The sequence below is a fragment of the Wenyingzhuangia gracilariae genome, assembly GCF_056387575.1.
Genome location: NZ_CM150748.1, coordinates 1005701 through 1024342 on the forward strand (window position 1 = coordinate 1005701; position 18642 = coordinate 1024342).

An 18642-nucleotide genomic window follows, 5' to 3' on the forward strand; every position below is an offset into this window, starting at 1 on the left:
AAAAGGCTATCAGTAGATAGCCTTTTTTTATACAATCCATTTTTTAGGATTCATTAATACGTTGATTAATTTTTCTTCCCAACTATCTTTCTCTGGCTCATGACAATAATGCCATTGTACATGGGGTGGCAAACTCATTAAAATAGACTCTATTCTACCATTGGTTTTTAAACCAAACAACGTTCCTCTATCATGCACCAAATTAAATTCCACATAACGTCCTCTACGCACCTCTTGCCAATCTCTTTGTTCTTTAGTATAGGGTAAATCTTTTCGTTTTTCTGCAATAGGCACATAACTCTCTAAAAAGCTATTGCCTACTTCTGTAACAAAATTGTACCATTGTTCTAAAGACATATCTTCTGTAGGTTTGCAATAATCAAAAAACAAACCTCCTATTCCCCTAGCTTCATTTCTATGAGTATTCCAAAAATACTCATCACATTTCTTTTTATACAACGGATAAAATTCAGGATTGTGTTTGTCACAAGCTGTTTTACATACCGTATGAAAATGCACAGCATCTTCATCAAACAAGTAATAAGGAGTTAAATCTTGTCCGCCTCCAAACCATTGTGTAACCACATTACCAGATTCGTCATACATTTCAAAATATCGCCAATTTGCATGTACTGTTGGCACCATTGGATTCTTTGGATGGATTACCAAACTTAAACCACAAGCATAAAAGTCTCCTGCTTCTACACCAAACTGCTTTCTTAACGGCAAAGGCAGCTCTCCATGCACCGATGAAATATTCACACCTCCTTTTTCAAAAACCGCTCCGTTAGAAATTACACGAGTTCTTCCTCCTCCACCTTCGGGTCTATCCCATAAATCTTGTACAAAGGTAGCTTCTCCATCTATAGCTTCTAAACCCGCACAGATGGTATCTTGTAACTTTTGTATGTATTGATAAAATTGTTCTTTCATTTATTATTAGTATTGAGTACAAAGTATTAAGTACAGAGTTTAAAACTAAATACTCTGTACTCAGTACTCAGTACTAATTTCCGTACTCTTTCACCGCTTCTATAAACGCTCCGGCATTCTCTAAACCTATATTTGGTAAAATACCATGTCCTAGATTTACAATGTACTTGTCTTTTCCAAAGGCATCAATCATTGTTTTTACTTGCTTCTTGATTTCTGCTGGTGGTGAGAACAAACGCGTAGGATCAAAATTACCTTGTAGTGTAATATTTCCACCTGTTAACTTACGAGCCCACTCTGGTGTAATGGTCCAATCTACTCCTAAAGCAGATGCGTTAGACTTAGCCATTTCTTCCAAAGCAAACCAACATCCTTTTCCAAAAGCAATTACTGGAGCATCGTCTTTTAAGGCTTCAATAATCTGATTGATGTACTGCCAAGAAAATTCTTGATAATCAACTGGAGATAACATTCCTCCCCAAGAGTCGAACACCTGAACAGCATTTACACCTGCTTCCACTTTTTTCTTTAAGTAAGCAATTGTAGTATCTGTTATTTTTTGCAATAAAGCATGCGCAGCCAAAGGTTGTGTAAAACAAAACTCTTTTGCTTTGTCAAAGTTTTTAGAACCCTGTCCCTGAATACAGTAACACAAAATTGTCCATGGAGAACCCGCAAAACCAATCAATGGAATTTCGTCATTCAACATCTGTTTTGTTAACTTAATCGCATCTAGCACATAACCTAAGGTTTCTTCAATATCTGGAACAATTGCTTTTTCTACATCGTGCATGTTCTTAATAGGATTTGGCAACCAAGGTCCAATTCCGTTCTTCATTTCCACCTCAATATTCATCGCTTGCGGCACTACCAAAATATCCGAAAATAAAATAGCAGCATCCATTCCGTACCTACGAATAGGTTGCACGGTAATTTCTGCAGCCAGCTCTGGCGTTTGACAACGTGTAAAGAAATCGTATTTCTTTTTTATTTCCTGAAACTCTGGCAAGTATCTTCCTGCTTGTCTCATCATCCAAACTGGAGGTCTCTCTACAGTTTCGCCTTTTAAGGCTCTTAGGTATAGGTCGTTTTTTATCATCTCTAGTAAAATGATTGTAAGTAAAAAGTAACAAGACTTTTCATACAATCTCTATTTTAATGTTCTTCTAAAAATTATATAACATCTTCTGAATTTGCTTTATTTTATCTAATAAAGCCTCAAAATCTTTTTCTTTTATAAACTCTAATTCAAAAGCAATAATTAATTGAGTTTTTATTTCATATGCAGAACCTAAAGCAATGGTAATAAAACGAGCAAAATCTTTACTTGTTTCTCTTCCACAACCTTCTGCAATATTTGAAGGAACAGAAACAACAGCTCGGTTCAGTTGACTTGTTAATCCATAAATTTCAGATTTAGGAAAAGATTTTGTTACTAAATAAACTTCTTTACAAAAGTCTTTAGATATTTTCCAAATATTTAATTCTCTAAAATTATGCACCTAAAAACGTCTTTTTACCTTCTACTCTTAATCCTTTTACTTTTCTCCTACTACTTTCATAGAAGCATCAATTGCAGTCTCCAACTTTTTTAATTCTTTTATTGTTAATGCAGAAGATAAAAACCATGCTTCAAATTGAGAAGGCGGTAAAAACACACCATTTTCAATCATTGCCCAAAAGAATGTTGCAAACTTTTTTGTATCAGATGATTGTGCATCCGTAAAATTAGTCACTTCTTTATTTGTAAAAAATGGATTGATCATAGAACCAAATCGGTTTACCACTAAATCTACTCCATACTTTTTGGCTGATGACAACAATATATTTTCTAGCTTTTCTGCAATGGTGTTAAATTTTGCATATGGATTTTGTTTTTGTAACTCTGTTAGGGTTGAAATTCCTGCAGCCATAGCTATAGGGTTTCCTGACAAAGTTCCTGCTTGGTACATACCTCCTAACGGAGCTACATTTTCCATAATTTCATTACGAGCTCCATAAGCTCCTACAGGAAAACCACCCCCTATTACTTTTCCTAAACAAGTAATATCTGCTTCTACTCCTACCAATTCTTGTGCTCCACCAAATTTAGAACGGAAACCTGTCATTACCTCATCACAAATTAATAATGCATTTTTTTCTTTGGTTAATGCTCTTAATCCTTTAATAAAATCATCTGTAGGTTGTACTACTCCCATGTTTCCAGTTACAGGCTCTAGAATTACCCCAGCAATATCATCATATTTGTCAAAATGCGCTTTTACACTTTCTAAATTGTTATACTCCGCAATTAACGTGTTTTCTACCGATTGAGCCGGAACACCTTTAGATCCTGGTAAACTTAACGTTGCCAAACCAGAACCTGCCGCTACCAACATAGCATCCATGTGTCCGTGGTAACAACCCGAAAACTTAATGATTTTATCTTTTCCTGTATGTGCTCTTGCCAAACGAATAGCACTCAATACAGCTTCTGTACCCGAGTTTACAAAACGAACTTTATCCATTCCTGGAAAAGCATCACAAACTATTTTTGCCAGTTTAATTTCAGCATTGGTAGAAGCTCCAAAAGAAGTTCCTTTTTTTAATGCTTGTGTAACTGCTTTTTCTACTTTTTTATTCCTATGTCCTAAAATCATAGGTCCATAAGACAAAACTAAATCAACGTATTTGTTTCCATCTACATCTTTTATATAAGCACCTTTGGCTTTGTCTATAAACAACGGATTTCCTCCTACCGATGCGAATGCTCTAACAGGAGAGTTTACTGCCCCTACTAAGTTTTCACATCCTTTTTTGTATAGTTTTTCTGAATTTTTTGTGTTCATTTTTTCAATGTATAATGTTTCAAGGTAAAAAGACATTATTTAACATTTATAATATCTTTTATCTTAAAATCCTTTTACTTTTTACTTAATATTTTAGCTACTTCCTTAGCAAAATAAGTGATGATAATGTCTGCCCCTGCTCTTTTCATAGACAACAAAGATTCCATCATAACACGTTCTCCATCTATCCATCCTTTTTCTGCGGCTGCTTTTACCATGGCATATTCTCCACTTACATTGTAACATGCAATGGGTCTGTCAAAATCTTCTTTTAAATCTCTAATAATATCTAAATAAGATAAAGCTGGTTTTACCATTAAAATATCGGCTCCTTCTTCATCATCAAAAGAAGCTTCTCGGTGTCCTTCTAATCTGTTAGATGGATCCATTTGATAGGTTCTTCTATCTCCAAAAGAAGGTGTAGAGTCCGCTGCTTCTCTAAATGGTCCATAAAATGCTGATGCATATTTTACAGAATAGCCCATAATTGGAATGTTTGGAAAACCTGAATGATCTAAGGCTTCTCTCATAGTAGCAATGGTTCCGTCCATCATTCCAGATGGAGCTACCATATCGACCCCTGCTTTTGCATGAGAAATGGTTTGTTTGGCAATGTTTACCAAAGTAGCATCGTTGTCAACATCGTTGTCGTGAATAATTCCACAATGTCCGTGACTGGTATATTCACAAAAACAAACATCTGTAATCACATACAAACTAGGATAATTCTTTTTGATAAAACGAACCGCTTGTTGCATAATTCCGTTATCATTCCACGTTTCTGTACCTTCATCATCTTTTTCTGATGGAATTCCAAATAACAAAACAGCAGGAATGTTTAACGCAACTACCTCATCCAATTCTTTAGAAATGGTATCTAAAGAAAAACGAAAAATTCCTGGCATAGAACCAATTTCTTTTTCTATGTTTTCTCCCTCTTCAATAAACAACGGATAAATTAAATCATCAACTGTTAGTTGATTTTCTCTAACCAATCTTCTTATCCCTTCAGAGGTTCTTAATCGTCTTGTTCTATTCATTTCTTAGTAGTTAATACATAGTAGTTAGTACAAGGACTATCGTAACTACGCAATTTATTACTCTTAGTACTCTGTACTTAATACTTTGTACTATATTATTTCTTTTAATTTTTCTAATACAGATTCTACCGTAGTTTCATTAGCTATATATACTTGGTCAAAACTATTTAAAGCTTCTGTTGCTGTACTTACACCGATACAAATAACTGGTTTTTGAATGGGTTTATTTTTTTGTAGAAAACTTCTAACTCCTGAAGGACTAAAAAACAAAATAGAATCTAGCTTTTCTTCTATTTTTTTAGAAACCAATTCTGTTTTATAAACCACATATTCTGTAACCAACACACCGTTTTCTGCCATAATGGTTGCCAAATCATTATTTCTAATATTCCCACAAAACCAACTTATTTCTTTAAAAGAACTAGTTGTTTTAGAAAATTTATCTGCTAAAATATTGGCCAATTCCAATGCATTATTTGCAACTACTGCTACCTTAATTCCATATTCCTCTAACAAAGATTGCGTTTTTGTACCTACACAATACACTGTTTTAAACCAATTGGCTTTATTTTGATGAGTTTTAAATACGGAACGTACACTGTTTGCACTTGTAAACACTGCGTTTTCTATCTTTTCCGTAATTTTAAAATCTTCTCCAAAAGAAATTTCAATCATAGCAACTTCTTTTATAGAAACTCCGCTTACAATTCTTTTTTGGGAATCTGTTAATATTTTAGTGGATAGGACGTTCAATGTTGCTAAGTTTATAGATGTTATAATTCAATATTTTATTTATTAACCACCTTTTTTATTTCTTGCATTAGTTCTTTTCCTCCGTTAAAGAGAATTTCTTTAGCACACTCTACTCCTAATTTTTTGGATTCACTAATGTTTGCAATTCTAAACACTCCTTTTTGCTCTACACCATCTATAGAGCTTAATACACCTTTAAACGCAATTTTATCTTGTATTATTTCGGCATATCCACCAATAGGTGCTGTACAACCTCCTTCTAATGTTTTCATAAAATCACGTTCAATTGCTACACACAATTCAGTTTCTATATGATTTAATTGGCTACAGGCTTTTAATACTTCTTTATCTGATTCTAATGCGGTAATCATAATTGCACCTTGTGCGGGTGCAGGAATCATCCAATCTAATACCACGTGTTTTTGAGGTAATAAATTGATACGATCTAACCCAGCTTTGGCAAAAATAGCTCCACTCCAATTGTTATCTTCTAATTTTTGTAAACGCGTATTTACATTCCCTCTTAAATCTGTTAAACGATGTGTAGGATATTTATGTAACCACTGTGCTTTTCTTCGCAAACTACCTGTAGCAATAATGGCTTTTTGAGTTTCTAACTCCTCATACTCATCTTTATACACCAATACATCGTGTACATCTGCACGTTCTAAAACAGCCGCTTGTACAATGGTTTCTGGTAGTTGTGTGGGCACATCTTTTAAGGAATGAACAGCAATATCTATTTGTCCACGAAGCATAGCAACATCTAAAGTTTTGGTAAAAACTCCCATACTTCCTATTTGATGTAGCGGAATGTCTAAAATTTCATCTCCTACAGAAGACAACTCTATAATTTCTGTTTGATAACCTAATGTTTGTAGTTTATCTTGTACTAAGTGAGCTTGCCACAAAGCCAATTCACTATTTCTAGTACCTATTCTGATGATTTTACTCATAAAGTTCTTATAAGGTGGCGTTAAATATTTTACTTACAATTTCTATACTTTGATCTACAGATGTGTTTTCATCTTTTAGATGTTTGACAAATTGTGTGGTAATTTTCTGAATAATTCTTGAAGTAATTTGCTCTGCATGTTCGGTATTAAAACCTTCTATTTTTTTCTGATGAAAATTTATTTCATCTTCTTGAATACTTTGTAATGACACTTTAAGAGCGTTTACAGCAGGAGTAAATTTTCTATGATCTAACCAATAAGAAAAATCTTGTTTGTGCTTATTAATTATTGCTTGTGCTTTAGGAATTTCGGCCTGTCTTCTTTCTAATGTTTTATCGGTAATTTTAGACAATTCATCTACATTAATTAAAGTAACATCTTCAAAAGATTTTACTTCTTTACCCACATTTTCTGGCATTGATAAATCTAAGATTAGTATCTTTTTGTTTTTATGAATGTGTTTTGCCGTTATTGTAGGCAGTTCAGCACCTGTTGATACAATTAAAATATCGGCATCTTCTATTTCTACTTCTAAATTTTCAAAAGTATTGATGGCTATATTCTGATGTTGTTCTGCAAACTCTACTGCTCTAGAATGTGTTCTATTTATTAAATGAATATTTGTATTATTGGTATATTGTAGTAAGTTTTTACAAGCATTTTTACCTATTTCCCCTAATCCATAGACTAGCACACGTTTAGAATTATAGTTTTCTACATTTTCTATAATATATTGAGTAGCTGCATAAGCAACAGAAGTTGTACCTGAACTTAGCTCTGTGTTGTTCTTAACATCTTTACTTGCTTGTAAAACAGAGTTCATTAATCTTTCTAAATACGTATTAATGGTTCCGTATTTCTGAGCTAATTGATAAGCTTGCTTTAACTGTCCTACAATTTCGTAATCTCCTAGAATTTGACTTTCTAAACCTGTACCAATGTTAAATAAATGCTGAATTGCTTCTGAGCCCTTAAAAATATTAGAAAACCTAACAAATTCCTCTACCGTTCCATTTGAATGCTCACAAAGTAAACTAATCAATTCAAACGGGTGTTTTGCAAAACCTGTAACTTCTGTTCTATTACAGGTAGAAACTACCATTACCCCATCTATTCCTTTAGATCTTGCATCTTTTAACAAGGCAATTTGTTTCTGTTTAGACAAGCTAAAGGCACTACGTGTTTCCACATCTGCCTTTTTATAACTTACTCCAACATTATAGAGTTTAGTTCCTATTTGTTTATTATTCATATGTTCACACACCATAAGTATCGACAAAAGTACTTTCAATATTTATTTAATAACATCGACAAAAGGACTATAAACAACCCTCTAAGGTTTTTTCCGTAATTTAAAACAATTACAAATAACCCAATACACTAGCAAACACAAGTGAAATATGATAAAAATCATAAACAAATAAATTAAAACACAAACTTAAAAAAAAGTTGTTTGAAGTGTGTTTTCCAAGGTTTTTAGTTTAATTTTGTAGATATATTGATAAAAATAGCGATAAAAAAATGAAACTTTTCGACCCTAAAAAATACCAAAACATCGACAAAAGTTCACTTATACTTATCGATGAAAACAACTTGTTTTCTTTATTAACACTAAGCAACAACACTACTGATAATCAATATTATATATTTAAAACTCAGCACAATTACATTCAGTTATTTTTTAACATTAAAGAATTATCAACTGTTGCATTTAATATGGAACATTGTGCTATTAAATTAAACACCAATGAATCTGGAATGGTTTATTTTAACGAAGACCAAACCAATATACTTTTTAACCTTGCTCCTAATTCTGAAATAATAGCTATGTTAATTCCTGTTCAGTATTTTCATTCTTTATTTACTACAGAAGAAAATTACTTGCTAAACTTTAACAATTTTGTAATAGGAAAACCAATTATAGAAACAAAAGCAACAACTCCTGCACAGCAAGTAGTATTGCATCAAATTTCTAAAAAACCAGACAATTCTCCTTTAAACCATTTGTTTTTAAAAGCCAAGGCTTATGAATTGTTTAGCTTGTATTTTAGCAATACCGAAGACAGCATAAACGATAACTGTCCTTTTGTTTCTAACGAAACCACTATAGCACAGTTAAAAAAAGCTAAAGACATTGTTATAGAAAACATGGCAGACCCCCCTTCTTTAGAAGAATTGGCCAAAAATGTAGGATTGAATATAAAAAAACTAAAACAAGGGTTTAAAGAAGTTTATGGAGCTCCTGTTTTTACGTTTTTGCTTAATTACAAATTAGAGTTTTCTAAAAAATTATTATTAGAAAATAAATTGAATGTGAACGAAATTGGAAATAAAATAGGTTACAGCACATCTAGCCATTTTATTGCTGCTTTTAAAAGAAAATTTGGTATTACTCCTAAACAATTTACCAAACAAAACAATGCTTAAATGGAACAATTAGATCATACCAAATCTAAAAATACATATCAAAAATTTCCTATTGTTGTTATTGGCGAGGAATTAAGAACTCCGCAAAATGTAGGAATGAGCATTCGATGTTCTGAAGCCTTTGGTGTAGCTACTTTCTATTTGCACCAAAACTCACCAGACACATCTAACAAGTTAGTACAACGTACGGCTAGAAATACAGATAAAAATATTTCTATAGAAAAGTACAACCATATAACTGAACTTATTACCGAACTAAAAAACAATAATTTTCATGTTTTAGCTCTCGAAATTACAAGTACTAGTAAAAACATAGAAACTTATCATTTTACTGCACATGCTAAAATTGCACTTCTTATTGGTTCCGAAAGATTTGGTATAAATCAAGAAGCCCTAAATATGTGCCATGATAGTATTCACATTCCTATGTGCGGAGTAAACTCTTCTATGAATGTAGTAAATAGTTTGAGCGTATGTTTGTACGAAATTACTAAACAATTAAAAAACAATTAATCTCATATAACAATGAAAGGAATACTGTTCGTAAATTTAGGATCTCCCAACAGCACATCCGTAAAAGATGTTCGTAAATATTTAGACGAATTTTTAATGGATAGCAGAGTAATTGACGTTCCCTATGTTACTAGATGTTTGCTTGTGAAAGGGATTATTTTAAACACAAGACCCAAACAATCTGCAGAAGCCTACAGTAAAGTATGGACCAAAGAAGGTTCACCACTTATTGTTATTTCTGAAAAATTTACTCAGAAAGTAAAAAAGAATGTAAATGCTCCTGTTTCTTTAGCCATGCGATATGGAAATCCATCTATAGAAAAAGGGATTGATGAGTTAGTTAGCAAAGGAGTTAATCATATTTTAGTAGTTCCGTTGTATCCTCAATTTGCCATGGCTACTACAGAAACAATTACTGTTTTAGCGGATCAAATTGTTAAAGAAAAACATCCAAACATAACACTTACACATTTTCCTGCATTTTACAATAATGAAGAGTACATTGATGTGCTTTCTAAAAGCATACAAGAAGAGTTGGAAAACGAAAGTTTTGATCACTTACTTTTTTCTTACCATGGAGTACCAGAAAGACATATTAAAAATTCTGACATCACAGGAAATCATTGCAAACTAAATGGTGAATGCTGTAACACAAGCTCAGAAGCTCATCAATTTTGCTATAGACACCAGTGCTACGAAACCACCAAACAAGTTGTAAAAAAACTAGGACTGCAACCTGGTTTCTACAGTACTTCTTTTCAATCGAGATTAGGTAAAGATCCTTGGCTACAACCTTATACTGATGCTACCATTAACGACAAAGCAGAGAATGGTATTAAGAAGTTAGCCGTAGTTACTCCTGCTTTTGTGGCAGATTGTTTAGAAACTATAGAAGAAATTGGCATGGAAGCTCAACATGAGTTTAAAGAAAATACTGGAGAAGTTTTTAAAACTATTCCTTGTTTAAACGATAGAAATGATTGGGTAAATACCGTTAGCAACTGGATGAATAACTGGCTAAATAGTTAATATGGAATATTTATACATAAAATCTTTACATATAATTTTTGTCGTTACCTGGTTTGCTGGTTTATTTTATATGGTTAGACTTTTCATCTATCATAAAGAAGCCGAAGAGAAAGAAGATAATGTAAGATACATTTTACAACAACAATACAAACTTATGGAAAAAAGGCTTTGGTACATTATTACCTGGCCTTCTGCTATTATTACTGTAATTACCGCTAGTTGTTTGCTCTATTTATCTCCTGGTTTTTTAACACAAAGTTGGATGTGGGTAAAATTATCTTTTGTAGCAGTTTTATTTATCTATCAATTTATTTGCCATCAAATATACAAGCAACTACAAAACAACGTTTGTAAATATTCTACCATGCAATTACGATTATGGAACGAGGTAGCTACTATTATTTTGTTTGCTGTTGTTTTTCTAGTAGTCCTTAAAAGTGCTATTAATTGGATATGGGGAGTTGTAGGAATTGTACTTGTATCTGTTTTATTGATGTTAATGGTTAAAGCATACAAAAAATTAAGAGCTAAAAAAAGTTGGGATCAAGAGGAAAACAATAGTTAATACTTATTTTAAAAAAATTACTTCTCCTCTACCATCAGAAGAATTACTACCTATTAAAAAGCTAGTGGAATTGGGTAATATTTTGAACAAAACTTTATGAAATCTATGTGTAGCAATTTGATTGATGATATCACTATAAGACATTGATTTTTCTTCAAACCAAATCTCTTCAATATTGTATTCTCTTATATATTCCTCTAACTTAATTAGTTCTGAGGTTGCTATTCGTTTTATTTTTTTATTTAATTGCAAATCAACATTTATATCTCTATGACCAACAAATAAAATTCTAGTTGTATCTTCTATTAAAATTGTAGAATTAGATAATTTAAAATATTTAATTAAAAACCACATTTTTACCCCAAAGCGCATTACTAAAAAATCAATACCTGTATACTTAAAGTGTTTTTTATAAAAAATATTCATTGCTCCATAAAAGTGTCTTAAATACTTAACATCTTTTCTTGTACTTTCTCCTTTGTAATGAATTACAACCGATTTTCCGTAATAATAATTTGTATATCCTTTTTGAGTTAGTTTGTAACTTAAATCAATATCTTCTCCATACATAAAATAATCCTCATCAAAACCACCAACTTCTAAATAACGATTTTTTTTCATCAACATAAAAGCTCCCACTAAAACCTCTATCTTTCCAATACCGTCTTTTGTTAAATAGTTTGCATAGTAACCTGTTTTACTTAACCCCATCATTCTACCAAAAGATTTTTTGGGTGTAGGCAATCCTCTTTTACTTTCAGGTAAAAACACTCCCGTACCATCTACCAATCTAACCCCCAAAGCTCCTAAATCTTTTTGTTTATCTGCAAAAGGAAGAATTCTGTCAAACAAAGATTCTCCCACAACAGTATCGGGGTTTAAAATTAAAACATACTCACCTTTAGCAACAGCAACTCCTTGATTGTTAGCCTTAGAAAAGCCAACATTTTCTGTGTTTTTTATTAGAATGGTTTGAGGAAATAGTTTTTCTACCATTTCACAACTATCATCTCTAGAAACATTATCAACCACAATAACCTCTGCATTTATATGCTCTATAGCCTTATAAACACTTAACAAACATTGATGCAAAAAATAACGAACATTATAGTTTACAATAACTATTGATACTTTCATTTTAGAAATGTTTCAAGAAAAATAAATATTACAATATGTAAATATAATTTTTCTGTACTAACAAAAAATAGAAGTATAAAAAAAAGAACCTTACCACGGAAAGATTCTTTTAGATATAAAGTGATTTACTCTATTTTATAAAATATTATTCTGATATGCAAAACCTATTAAATGAGGCAAACTTTTGACTCCAAACCTTTTATACATTGGAATAATTCTTTTTTCTATGGCAGATTGAGAAACTCCTAATTCTTCTGCTATTTCTTTAAAAGCATACCCTTTTGCAGCCAAAGCCAATGCTTCTTTTTCTTTTCTAGAAATTGCATAATGATTGAACAACTCTTTGTTTAAAGCCTCTTCAAACTCCGCTACATTAGGACCGTAAGCAGCATATTGCATTACATTTCCTAGTCTTAGCGTTTTAATCACCTCAGAATATCCTATAATTTCCTCAATTTCTCCATTTACAGCTTTATGTACACCTACTCTAGAAAACAAAGGAACTACAGAACCATTTTTATGTATTTTTTCTAACTCTAGTGTAAAACTATATGACTCAAGATCTTTTTTAATTCCTTTTAAAAACACCATTGCCTTGTCGTTTAACTCTCCTGAAAACTTTAAAAACCTAGGTGTGGTTATACTAACAATGGTAAGCATTGTAATTTCATCATCTTTATATCCCAATATATCTTCCCAACCTTCGGCATAAACCATTCTACCTTCTTTAAAAGAGTAAATGTACACCGCCTGATTAGGAAAACTAGGCAGCGTATTTTTGTAGTATTTATATAATTCGCACGATTGGTCTACTGGTGTACTTGTAAGTAAACTTTTGGAATATTCTCCTATATCTTCAATATCTATTTTCATTAAAAATTTTAAGAACTACGTAAAAACGCAGTTGTATCAATTTGTTATCAGACTTATATTTGTAGGTGTAAGATAGTTAAAATCTTAAACATTTGTAAATAAAAAAACTTAAAAAAGTTTTTGTTTACTTTCGAAAAAGTTGGGGAAAATTTGCTGTGAAAAAGAAAACATTTCATCCTAATTTAAAAAAAGTATTAGTTAGTTCTAATACTTTTTTTATACGTAAAAATCACAACTTTACAACCGTAAAACTTGTATTTAAAGGTTGTAATTTTTTAAATAAAATATTGATTACCTCTTTTCCGTATTCTTGATAATAATCTGCAAAATTTCGTTGCCTTTCTTCTAAAGAATAATTTGGGAACATTTGATTTTGAAGAATTTCTATTCTTGTAACCAAATCATACATTTTTTTCTTTTCTGCTTTTAGCAATCTTTTTTCTAAATGATCTATTCCCTTTAATTGCTTTGCTTTTTGTGCCTTTACAGCTCCCACAAAAGATTTATCTGTTTGTGCCGTTAGTGCTTCTAACTCAGCAAACATTGTTGTTAATTGTTTTCTTTTAGTTTTAAAATCGTAATTAATATTAGAAAATTCATTTACTTTTTTCTTGATCAAATCATTCTGAGAGTAAAAAAAATCTTCGTAATCTATACCTATTTTATCTATCTTTTTTTGTTGTTTTGCTGACACCAATAATGCTGAATTTCTTAACATTAAAATAGGAAAAGGTACTTTAAAACTAGAGAAAGTAGTTTTTAATTGCATCCAATAAGCCAATTCTCCACCTCCACCTATATAACATAAGTTTGGTAAAATTACTTCTTGATACAACGGTCTTAAAAGAGCGTTTCCAGAAACAAACTCTAATTGGTCTACATTCTTAAACAAATCATTAGCCGATAAAAACTCTAAGTTTGTATTTAAAACTTTATATGTATTGTTTTCTTTAACAATACGTTCCCTAAAACCATTACCTATATAAAACAAATTAATCTCTCTGGCGTTTACTTGATTTGGATACCCTTCTTTTGTTAATTCTTTATTGGTTGTTTTTACCTGTTTAAAAGTAACTTGTTCTGTTAATTCTTTTAAAGCATAGGGTTTAAATAAGCTTTTTAGTTTTTTATCATCACCATCTATTACCACCAACCCATATTCACCAAACAATGCATTTACTAAATAACGAGATGCCTCTGCTAAATTTGAATGCTCTAAATAGGCTTTTTTAAACAAATTTCTTAATTCGTTTGCATAATGACTACTGTTTAATGCAGATGAAAACTCTTGATAAACTTCTTCTAATCCTTCGGTATTTAATCTACCTACAGGTCCTTTAGCATCTTTATTCCACTTTATTTTGTTTCCTTTAAAATTAAAATATTGTATTTCTTCAAAATCATGATCTTCAGAAGCCATCCAATACATGGGAACAAAGTTGTGTTTAGGATAGGTTTCTTTTAACTGTTTACACAAATTAATTACCGATATTATTTTGTATAAAAAATACAATGGACCTGAAAACAAATTTAGTTGATGTCCTGTAGTTATGGTAAAAGTTGTTGACAAAACCAAACTATCTATATGATTTTGAGTTTTTTTACTTATTTCTGTATTTTTATATTGATGCTCTAAGGCTGCTACCAATACCTTTCTATTTTCTGTAGCATAAGAGTTGGATTTTTCTTGAATTTGCGCTTCAAAATTTTCTAAAGTAGGAAAACGATGATAAAAAGGTTGTATGGTATTTTTTTGTGCTAAATAATCTGTAATTATTTTAGAAAAATATCCTGTTTTTTTATAAGGTATTTGTATCGAATCCATAGATATTATTTGATAGCTTTAAGTCGAAAAAATAACAGTAGATTACAAACCTACGTTGAAAAAGATCTTATTTGTAAATACTTTTAAATCGAGACCAGGTTGAATTATTTTTTAAAATGTAAATGTAAAAACAACTTACGTCTAATAAAAAATAAAACAAGCTAATTCCACTTGGTGGATTATGGCTTGGTAAAAAAGAAAAAACACCAAAAGCTGTGTCTGGCCACTTCCAGCATCCAAATGCAGTTCCTCCTATTTCTAAAATTGCCACCAAAATATACATGGCATAAAAAAACAATCTGTCTTTAGGTCTTTTCATTAATAATAAAAACACACAAATGGTCATTACAAAACCAAATACATCTTTAAAAAAAAGTAAATAGGTAGTAGCTAACAATGCTATTGCAATTGCAAAAACTTGTTCTACACTTTGGTTGTGTTTTCGCACAACAGATGATTTGCTAAACATTAAAATTCTTCCGTACAAAGCTGCATGTCCTAAAGGCACATATAAGGGTACGTTTTCTAATCTGTAAGTATACATATCCAATCCTCTAGAAAACAAATGTTCGCCTACAAAACCTATAAATACTGCATATATCATAGATTCTTTTACTCTTGGAGTAGATCTAAAATACATTTTTAGGAAACCTCCTAGCATTAAAATATTGATTAATATCTGAGAACTTGTAACGTTTTCTGCAAAGTAAATACTATCAAAAAACAACACAAAAACAAACAGCACAAAACGTCCTATTTCTCTATTAAAAATTGAAACTATTTTGCTTAAGTCTTTTTTTTCTACAGATAGAATACGGAGCATTTTTTTCTTTTTTATTTAAAGCATAAATGTATAAAAAAGATAAATGGTTAACTCGGAATTAAATCACAATACCAAAAACCTGTATCCCAATTTAAATCTTTGTCTTTTTGATAACAATTATCTTCTTTATTTGTATTAGGCTGGTATGTTTTGTGAACTTTTTCGCCTACTTGAAATGAAACAGGATGTTTAAAAATAGGACCATCAAACACAAAAGTATGGAACTCTCCATTTTCTCCACAGACATCTACATTTTGGGGTAAATCTTTTAGAAACTGTTCGTCTACCACTCTACCTACAAAACTTTTATCTAAATATTGTGCATTTACACAAACGGTAATGGCTTTAAAACCTAAATCTAAAAATTCTTGTAACAAAACCTTAGTATCTTTTTTCCACAACGGATATACTCCTGAAATGCCAACTTGTGCTAGCTTTGAATCTCTATACGCTTTTAAATCTTCCAAAAATATATCGCCAAAAAAACAATGCTGGTAACCTTGCGTTACAATACCTTGCATTGTGTCTTGCATAATTTGGTCATATTCTTTCATGGTTACATTGCCAGAAAATTCAATTTTACGCAAAGGAATGTTTAAAGAAACAGCTTGTTTTTCTAACAATTCTTCTCTTAAACCGTGCATAGAAACACGTCCAAATTCTTTGTTAATATTGGTCAACAAAAAATCAACCTGGTATTCAGATTGATTCAATGTTTTATACAAAGCCAGAGCAGAATCCTTTCCTGAGCTCCAGTTAAAATAGGCTTTCTTCAAACTTTTTGTTTGTTTATTGGTCAATAGATCCTAACACGCGTTTCATAAAACCGTTTAAGGCTTCTTTTTGTGGAGTTCCTTTTTTAATTTCTTTATCTACCTCTATAGCTCCATAAAGGTTTGATATTATTTCTCCTAAAACATCTAGCTCTTCATCTTTTAAAGAAGCAACTTCGGTTAAAGATTCTAAAACCTCTAATGTTTCGTGAATATAGTCTACATCATTTTCTGCTATAAACTGAGTAACGTGCTTAATTACTGGTAACTTCATCTATAAAAGATTTTAAAACATCTGTTTTGTTAGTTTGTACTTGTTTTACCAATTCTCCATTTTTAAAGGCTGCAAAAGTAGGTAAGTTTGTTACTTCCGCTAATTTTCTAGATTCTGGATTGTTTTCTGCATCCACTACTAAAAACTCTGCTCCTTCTGTTTCTGATGAAAACTTTTTAAATTTTGGTTTCATTATTCTACAATTTCCACACCAGCTCGCAGAATATTGAACAAAAACCAAATTATTATTACTTACTTCCTCTTGAAGTGTATCTGTGGTTAATTCTCTCATAATTCAACTATTTTTTTGTTAATTATTTAAAACAAACCGGATGCAACAATTGTTTGCTTGAAACACCCGGCTATATGTTTTTTACTTAAAACTTATGTATTAGTTTTTAGCTAAATAAGCTGCTGTAGATTTAGCATCTGCTCCCATAGCTTCTTTTCCTTCTTCCCAGTTTGCAGGACAAACCTCTCCATGAGATTGAACGTGAGCATAAGCATCAATTAATCTTAAGAATTCGTTTACGTTACGACCAACTGGCATGTGGTTAATTCCTTCGTGGAATACAGTTCCTTCTTCATCAATTAAGTAAGTAGCACGGTATGTTACATTGTCTCCTTCTTTAATATAAGTTCCAGTTTCTTCATTGTAAACCTCATCAGTAATATCTAAGATTCCTAATACTTCTGCTAAGTTACGGTTAGAATCTGCTAATAAAGGGTAAGTAACACCTTCAATACCTCCATTATCTTTTGCAGTGCTTAACCACGCAAAGTGTACTTCTGGAGTGTCGCAAGATGCTCCAATTACTACAGTATTTCTTTTTTCAAACTCAGCTAAAGCAGCTTGAAACGCGTGTAATTCTGTTGGACATACAAAAGTAAAATCTTTTGGGTACCAGAATAACAATACTTTTTTCTTGTTGTTAATTGCTTCTTCCAATACATTTACTTTAAATGTATCTCCTAATTCATTCATTGCATCTACTGCCAAATTCGGAAATTTTTTCCCTACTGCTGTTGCCATAATTGTTTATTTTTATTTAATAATTGATTTAATTTCTATGACAAATTTAAGTGCAATATTGAATAAAACAAGTAGATTTCTATCTAATGTATTTATCATACTATTGATTTTACTAATAGTTATAAAATAAACATCAAGTTTTCTTATTAACTATAATCTTAACCAGTAAATTCAATTGTTTTTGTACATTTATAAAAAGGTTACATTCATTACAAAACAATAATTACATGAGATTTTTACTCGTATTTCTTTTTACCACAACTCTTTTTTCTCAAACAACCAAAGCACCATCAGATCCTAACTTAAAAGTAGCTTATTTTGCTAGCGGTTGCTTTTGGTGTGTAGAAGCTATTTACGAAAGTGTACCTGGTGTTGTAGAAGCCATTTCTGGTTATGCAGGTAGCCCGGTTAAAAATCCCACATACAGATCTATCCATAAAACAGGACATGCAGAAACTGTAGCAGTTTATTACAATCCTACAAAAATAACGTATGCAGATTTGGTGGATGTTTTTTACGCATCACAAGATCCAACTACCTATGGTCAAAAACCAGATTTTGGTAAAAACTACCGTTCTATTATTTTTTATAGCAATGTTGATGAAGAAAAAATAGCACAACAAAAATTTAAAGAAATAGACAAACAATACAAAGGAAAAGCAGTTACAGCTATTCAAGAAATAGATCATTTTTATTTTGCCGAGGACTACCATCAAGATTACGAAAAAAAGCATCCTAACAATTCTTATATACAAGCTGTTTCTAAACACAGACTAGCCAAGTTTAAAGCAAAGTACTTTAAACAATAACTTGATAACAATCAACTTTTATAACCCCTTGTTTTTTAGTACTTTTTATGT

21 protein-coding genes are annotated in these 18642 nt (G+C 31.3%); 5 read left to right on the forward strand and 16 right to left on the reverse strand.

Annotated elements, in window-relative coordinates; translation table 11 throughout:
* Positions 1-27: 27 nt before the first annotated feature.
* From hemF to hemA, 8 genes are all read right to left on the reverse strand, one after another.
* The gene (hemF, locus tag ACY2IJ_RS04305; RefSeq protein ID WP_476725924.1) at positions 28-933 is read right to left on the reverse strand and encodes an oxygen-dependent coproporphyrinogen oxidase; all 906 of its coding nucleotides are present in this window, start codon (positions 931-933) and stop codon (positions 28-30) included.
* A 73-nt stretch (positions 934-1006) separates the two neighbouring features.
* Positions 1007-2032: a uroporphyrinogen decarboxylase gene (gene hemE / locus ACY2IJ_RS04310; protein WP_458228508.1), complete on the reverse strand. Its 1026-nt coding sequence runs from the start codon at positions 2030-2032 to the stop codon at positions 1007-1009.
* A gap of 67 nt (positions 2033-2099) precedes the next feature.
* On the reverse strand, positions 2100-2435 hold the full coding sequence (locus tag ACY2IJ_RS04315) for a four helix bundle protein (protein WP_476725925.1): 336 nt from the start codon (positions 2433-2435) through the stop codon (positions 2100-2102).
* Positions 2436-2471: 36 nt separating this feature from the next.
* Entirely contained in the window at positions 2472-3761 is a 1290-nt protein-coding gene (hemL, locus tag ACY2IJ_RS04320) for a glutamate-1-semialdehyde 2,1-aminomutase (protein ID WP_476725926.1), read from the reverse strand.
* 74 nt (positions 3762-3835) lie between these two features.
* Positions 3836-4801 carry a porphobilinogen synthase gene (gene hemB / locus ACY2IJ_RS04325; RefSeq protein ID WP_476725927.1) on the reverse strand — a complete coding sequence of 322 codons (966 nt, stop codon included), beginning with the start codon at positions 4799-4801 and terminating at the stop codon, positions 3836-3838.
* Between the two features lie 90 nt (positions 4802-4891).
* A complete protein-coding gene (locus ACY2IJ_RS04330) occupies positions 4892-5554 on the reverse strand; it encodes a uroporphyrinogen-III synthase (RefSeq protein WP_476725928.1) in 663 nt (220 codons plus the stop codon).
* Between the two features lie 35 nt (positions 5555-5589).
* On the reverse strand, positions 5590-6510 hold the full coding sequence (gene hemC, locus ACY2IJ_RS04335; protein ID WP_476725929.1) for a hydroxymethylbilane synthase: 921 nt from the start codon (positions 6508-6510) through the stop codon (positions 5590-5592).
* A gap of 7 nt (positions 6511-6517) precedes the next feature.
* Positions 6518-7762, reverse strand: coding sequence for a glutamyl-tRNA reductase (hemA, locus tag ACY2IJ_RS04340; RefSeq protein WP_476725930.1), 1245 nt, complete (start codon positions 7760-7762; stop codon positions 6518-6520).
* A 269-nt stretch (positions 7763-8031) separates the two neighbouring features.
* On the opposite strand from hemA, the gene ACY2IJ_RS04345 reads away from it, so the two are divergent.
* Genes ACY2IJ_RS04345 through ACY2IJ_RS04360 form a run of 4 tightly spaced genes read left to right on the forward strand, consistent with a single transcriptional unit; the run spans position 8032 to position 11044 of the window.
* The gene (locus ACY2IJ_RS04345) at positions 8032-8937 is read left to right on the forward strand and encodes a helix-turn-helix domain-containing protein (protein WP_476725931.1); all 906 of its coding nucleotides are present in this window, start codon (positions 8032-8034) and stop codon (positions 8935-8937) included.
* Positions 8938-9450: a TrmH family RNA methyltransferase gene (locus ACY2IJ_RS04350; RefSeq protein WP_476725932.1), complete on the forward strand. Its 513-nt coding sequence runs from the start codon at positions 8938-8940 to the stop codon at positions 9448-9450.
* Positions 9451-9462: 12 nt separating this feature from the next.
* Positions 9463-10479, forward strand: coding sequence for a ferrochelatase (hemH, locus tag ACY2IJ_RS04355; RefSeq protein WP_476725933.1), 1017 nt, complete (start codon positions 9463-9465; stop codon positions 10477-10479).
* A 1-nt stretch (position 10480) separates the two neighbouring features.
* On the forward strand, positions 10481-11044 hold the full coding sequence (locus tag ACY2IJ_RS04360; RefSeq protein ID WP_476725934.1) for a CopD family protein: 564 nt from the start codon (positions 10481-10483) through the stop codon (positions 11042-11044).
* Positions 11045-11047: 3 nt separating this feature from the next.
* On the opposite strand, the gene ACY2IJ_RS04365 is transcribed toward ACY2IJ_RS04360, so the two are convergent.
* The 8 genes from ACY2IJ_RS04365 to ACY2IJ_RS04400 all read right to left on the reverse strand — a co-directional run bounded on the left by ACY2IJ_RS04365 (position 11048) and on the right by ACY2IJ_RS04400 (position 17782).
* Positions 11048-12181, reverse strand: a complete 1134-nt coding sequence (locus tag ACY2IJ_RS04365) for a glycosyltransferase family 2 protein (protein ID WP_476725935.1) — start codon at positions 12179-12181, stop codon at positions 11048-11050.
* 135 nt (positions 12182-12316) lie between these two features.
* A complete protein-coding gene (locus tag ACY2IJ_RS04370) occupies positions 12317-13054 on the reverse strand; it encodes a LuxR C-terminal-related transcriptional regulator (protein ID WP_476725936.1) in 738 nt (245 codons plus the stop codon).
* Between the two features lie 229 nt (positions 13055-13283).
* Positions 13284-14879 carry a bacillithiol biosynthesis cysteine-adding enzyme BshC gene (gene bshC / locus ACY2IJ_RS04375; protein WP_476725937.1) on the reverse strand — a complete coding sequence of 532 codons (1596 nt, stop codon included), beginning with the start codon at positions 14877-14879 and terminating at the stop codon, positions 13284-13286.
* Positions 14880-14946: 67 nt separating this feature from the next.
* On the reverse strand, positions 14947-15702 hold the full coding sequence (locus tag ACY2IJ_RS04380) for a hypothetical protein (RefSeq protein ID WP_476725938.1): 756 nt from the start codon (positions 15700-15702) through the stop codon (positions 14947-14949).
* Positions 15703-15749: 47 nt separating this feature from the next.
* Positions 15750-16478: a Dph6-related ATP pyrophosphatase gene (locus ACY2IJ_RS04385; RefSeq protein WP_476725939.1), complete on the reverse strand. Its 729-nt coding sequence runs from the start codon at positions 16476-16478 to the stop codon at positions 15750-15752.
* Between the two features lie 13 nt (positions 16479-16491).
* Entirely contained in the window at positions 16492-16749 is a 258-nt protein-coding gene (locus ACY2IJ_RS04390) for a DUF6952 family protein (RefSeq protein WP_476725940.1), read from the reverse strand.
* Entirely contained in the window at positions 16730-17041 is a 312-nt protein-coding gene (locus ACY2IJ_RS04395) for a thioredoxin family protein (RefSeq protein ID WP_476725941.1), read from the reverse strand. The genes ACY2IJ_RS04390 and ACY2IJ_RS04395 overlap by 20 nt, the downstream gene beginning before the upstream one ends.
* 99 nt (positions 17042-17140) lie before the next feature.
* Positions 17141-17782, reverse strand: a complete 642-nt coding sequence (locus ACY2IJ_RS04400; protein ID WP_476725942.1) for a peroxiredoxin — start codon at positions 17780-17782, stop codon at positions 17141-17143.
* Between the two features lie 227 nt (positions 17783-18009).
* Between ACY2IJ_RS04400 and msrA the strand changes: the two genes are divergently transcribed.
* Positions 18010-18591, forward strand: a complete 582-nt coding sequence (msrA, locus tag ACY2IJ_RS04405; RefSeq protein ID WP_476725943.1) for a peptide-methionine (S)-S-oxide reductase MsrA — start codon at positions 18010-18012, stop codon at positions 18589-18591.
* The last annotated feature ends 51 nt before the right edge of the window (positions 18592-18642 follow it).

Bases quoted from the DNA above. Each gene is read 5' to 3' on its own strand.
- hemA (WP_476725930.1), bottom strand. From the start codon at position 7,762: ATGAATAATAAACAAATAGGAACTAAACTCTATAATGTTGGAGTAAGT.
- ACY2IJ_RS04390 (WP_476725940.1), bottom strand. From the start codon at position 16,749: ATGAAGTTACCAGTAATTAAGCACGTTACTCAGTTTATAGCAGAAAAT.
- bshC (WP_476725937.1), bottom strand. From the start codon at position 14,879: ATGGATTCGATACAAATACCTTATAAAAAAACAGGATATTTTTCTAAA.
- ACY2IJ_RS04400 (WP_476725942.1), bottom strand. From the start codon at position 17,782: ATGGCAACAGCAGTAGGGAAAAAATTTCCGAATTTGGCAGTAGATGCA.
- hemL (WP_476725926.1), bottom strand. From the start codon at position 3,761: ATGAACACAAAAAATTCAGAAAAACTATACAAAAAAGGATGTGAAAAC.
- ACY2IJ_RS04395 (WP_476725941.1), bottom strand. From the start codon at position 17,041: ATGAGAGAATTAACCACAGATACACTTCAAGAGGAAGTAAGTAATAAT.
- hemH (WP_476725933.1), top strand. From the start codon at position 9,463: ATGAAAGGAATACTGTTCGTAAATTTAGGATCTCCCAACAGCACATCC.
- hemC (WP_476725929.1), bottom strand. From the start codon at position 6,510: ATGAGTAAAATCATCAGAATAGGTACTAGAAATAGTGAATTGGCTTTG.
- msrA (WP_476725943.1), top strand. From the start codon at position 18,010: ATGAGATTTTTACTCGTATTTCTTTTTACCACAACTCTTTTTTCTCAA.
- hemB (WP_476725927.1), bottom strand. From the start codon at position 4,801: ATGAATAGAACAAGACGATTAAGAACCTCTGAAGGGATAAGAAGATTG.
- ACY2IJ_RS04370 (WP_476725936.1), bottom strand. From the start codon at position 13,054: ATGAAAATAGATATTGAAGATATAGGAGAATATTCCAAAAGTTTACTT.
- ACY2IJ_RS04380 (WP_476725938.1), bottom strand. From the start codon at position 15,702: ATGCTCCGTATTCTATCTGTAGAAAAAAAAGACTTAAGCAAAATAGTT.
- ACY2IJ_RS04350 (WP_476725932.1), top strand. From the start codon at position 8,938: ATGGAACAATTAGATCATACCAAATCTAAAAATACATATCAAAAATTT.
- ACY2IJ_RS04360 (WP_476725934.1), top strand. From the start codon at position 10,481: ATGGAATATTTATACATAAAATCTTTACATATAATTTTTGTCGTTACC.
- hemE (WP_458228508.1), bottom strand. From the start codon at position 2,032: ATGATAAAAAACGACCTATACCTAAGAGCCTTAAAAGGCGAAACTGTA.
- ACY2IJ_RS04365 (WP_476725935.1), bottom strand. From the start codon at position 12,181: ATGAAAGTATCAATAGTTATTGTAAACTATAATGTTCGTTATTTTTTG.
- hemF (WP_476725924.1), bottom strand. From the start codon at position 933: ATGAAAGAACAATTTTATCAATACATACAAAAGTTACAAGATACCATC.
- ACY2IJ_RS04345 (WP_476725931.1), top strand. From the start codon at position 8,032: ATGAAACTTTTCGACCCTAAAAAATACCAAAACATCGACAAAAGTTCA.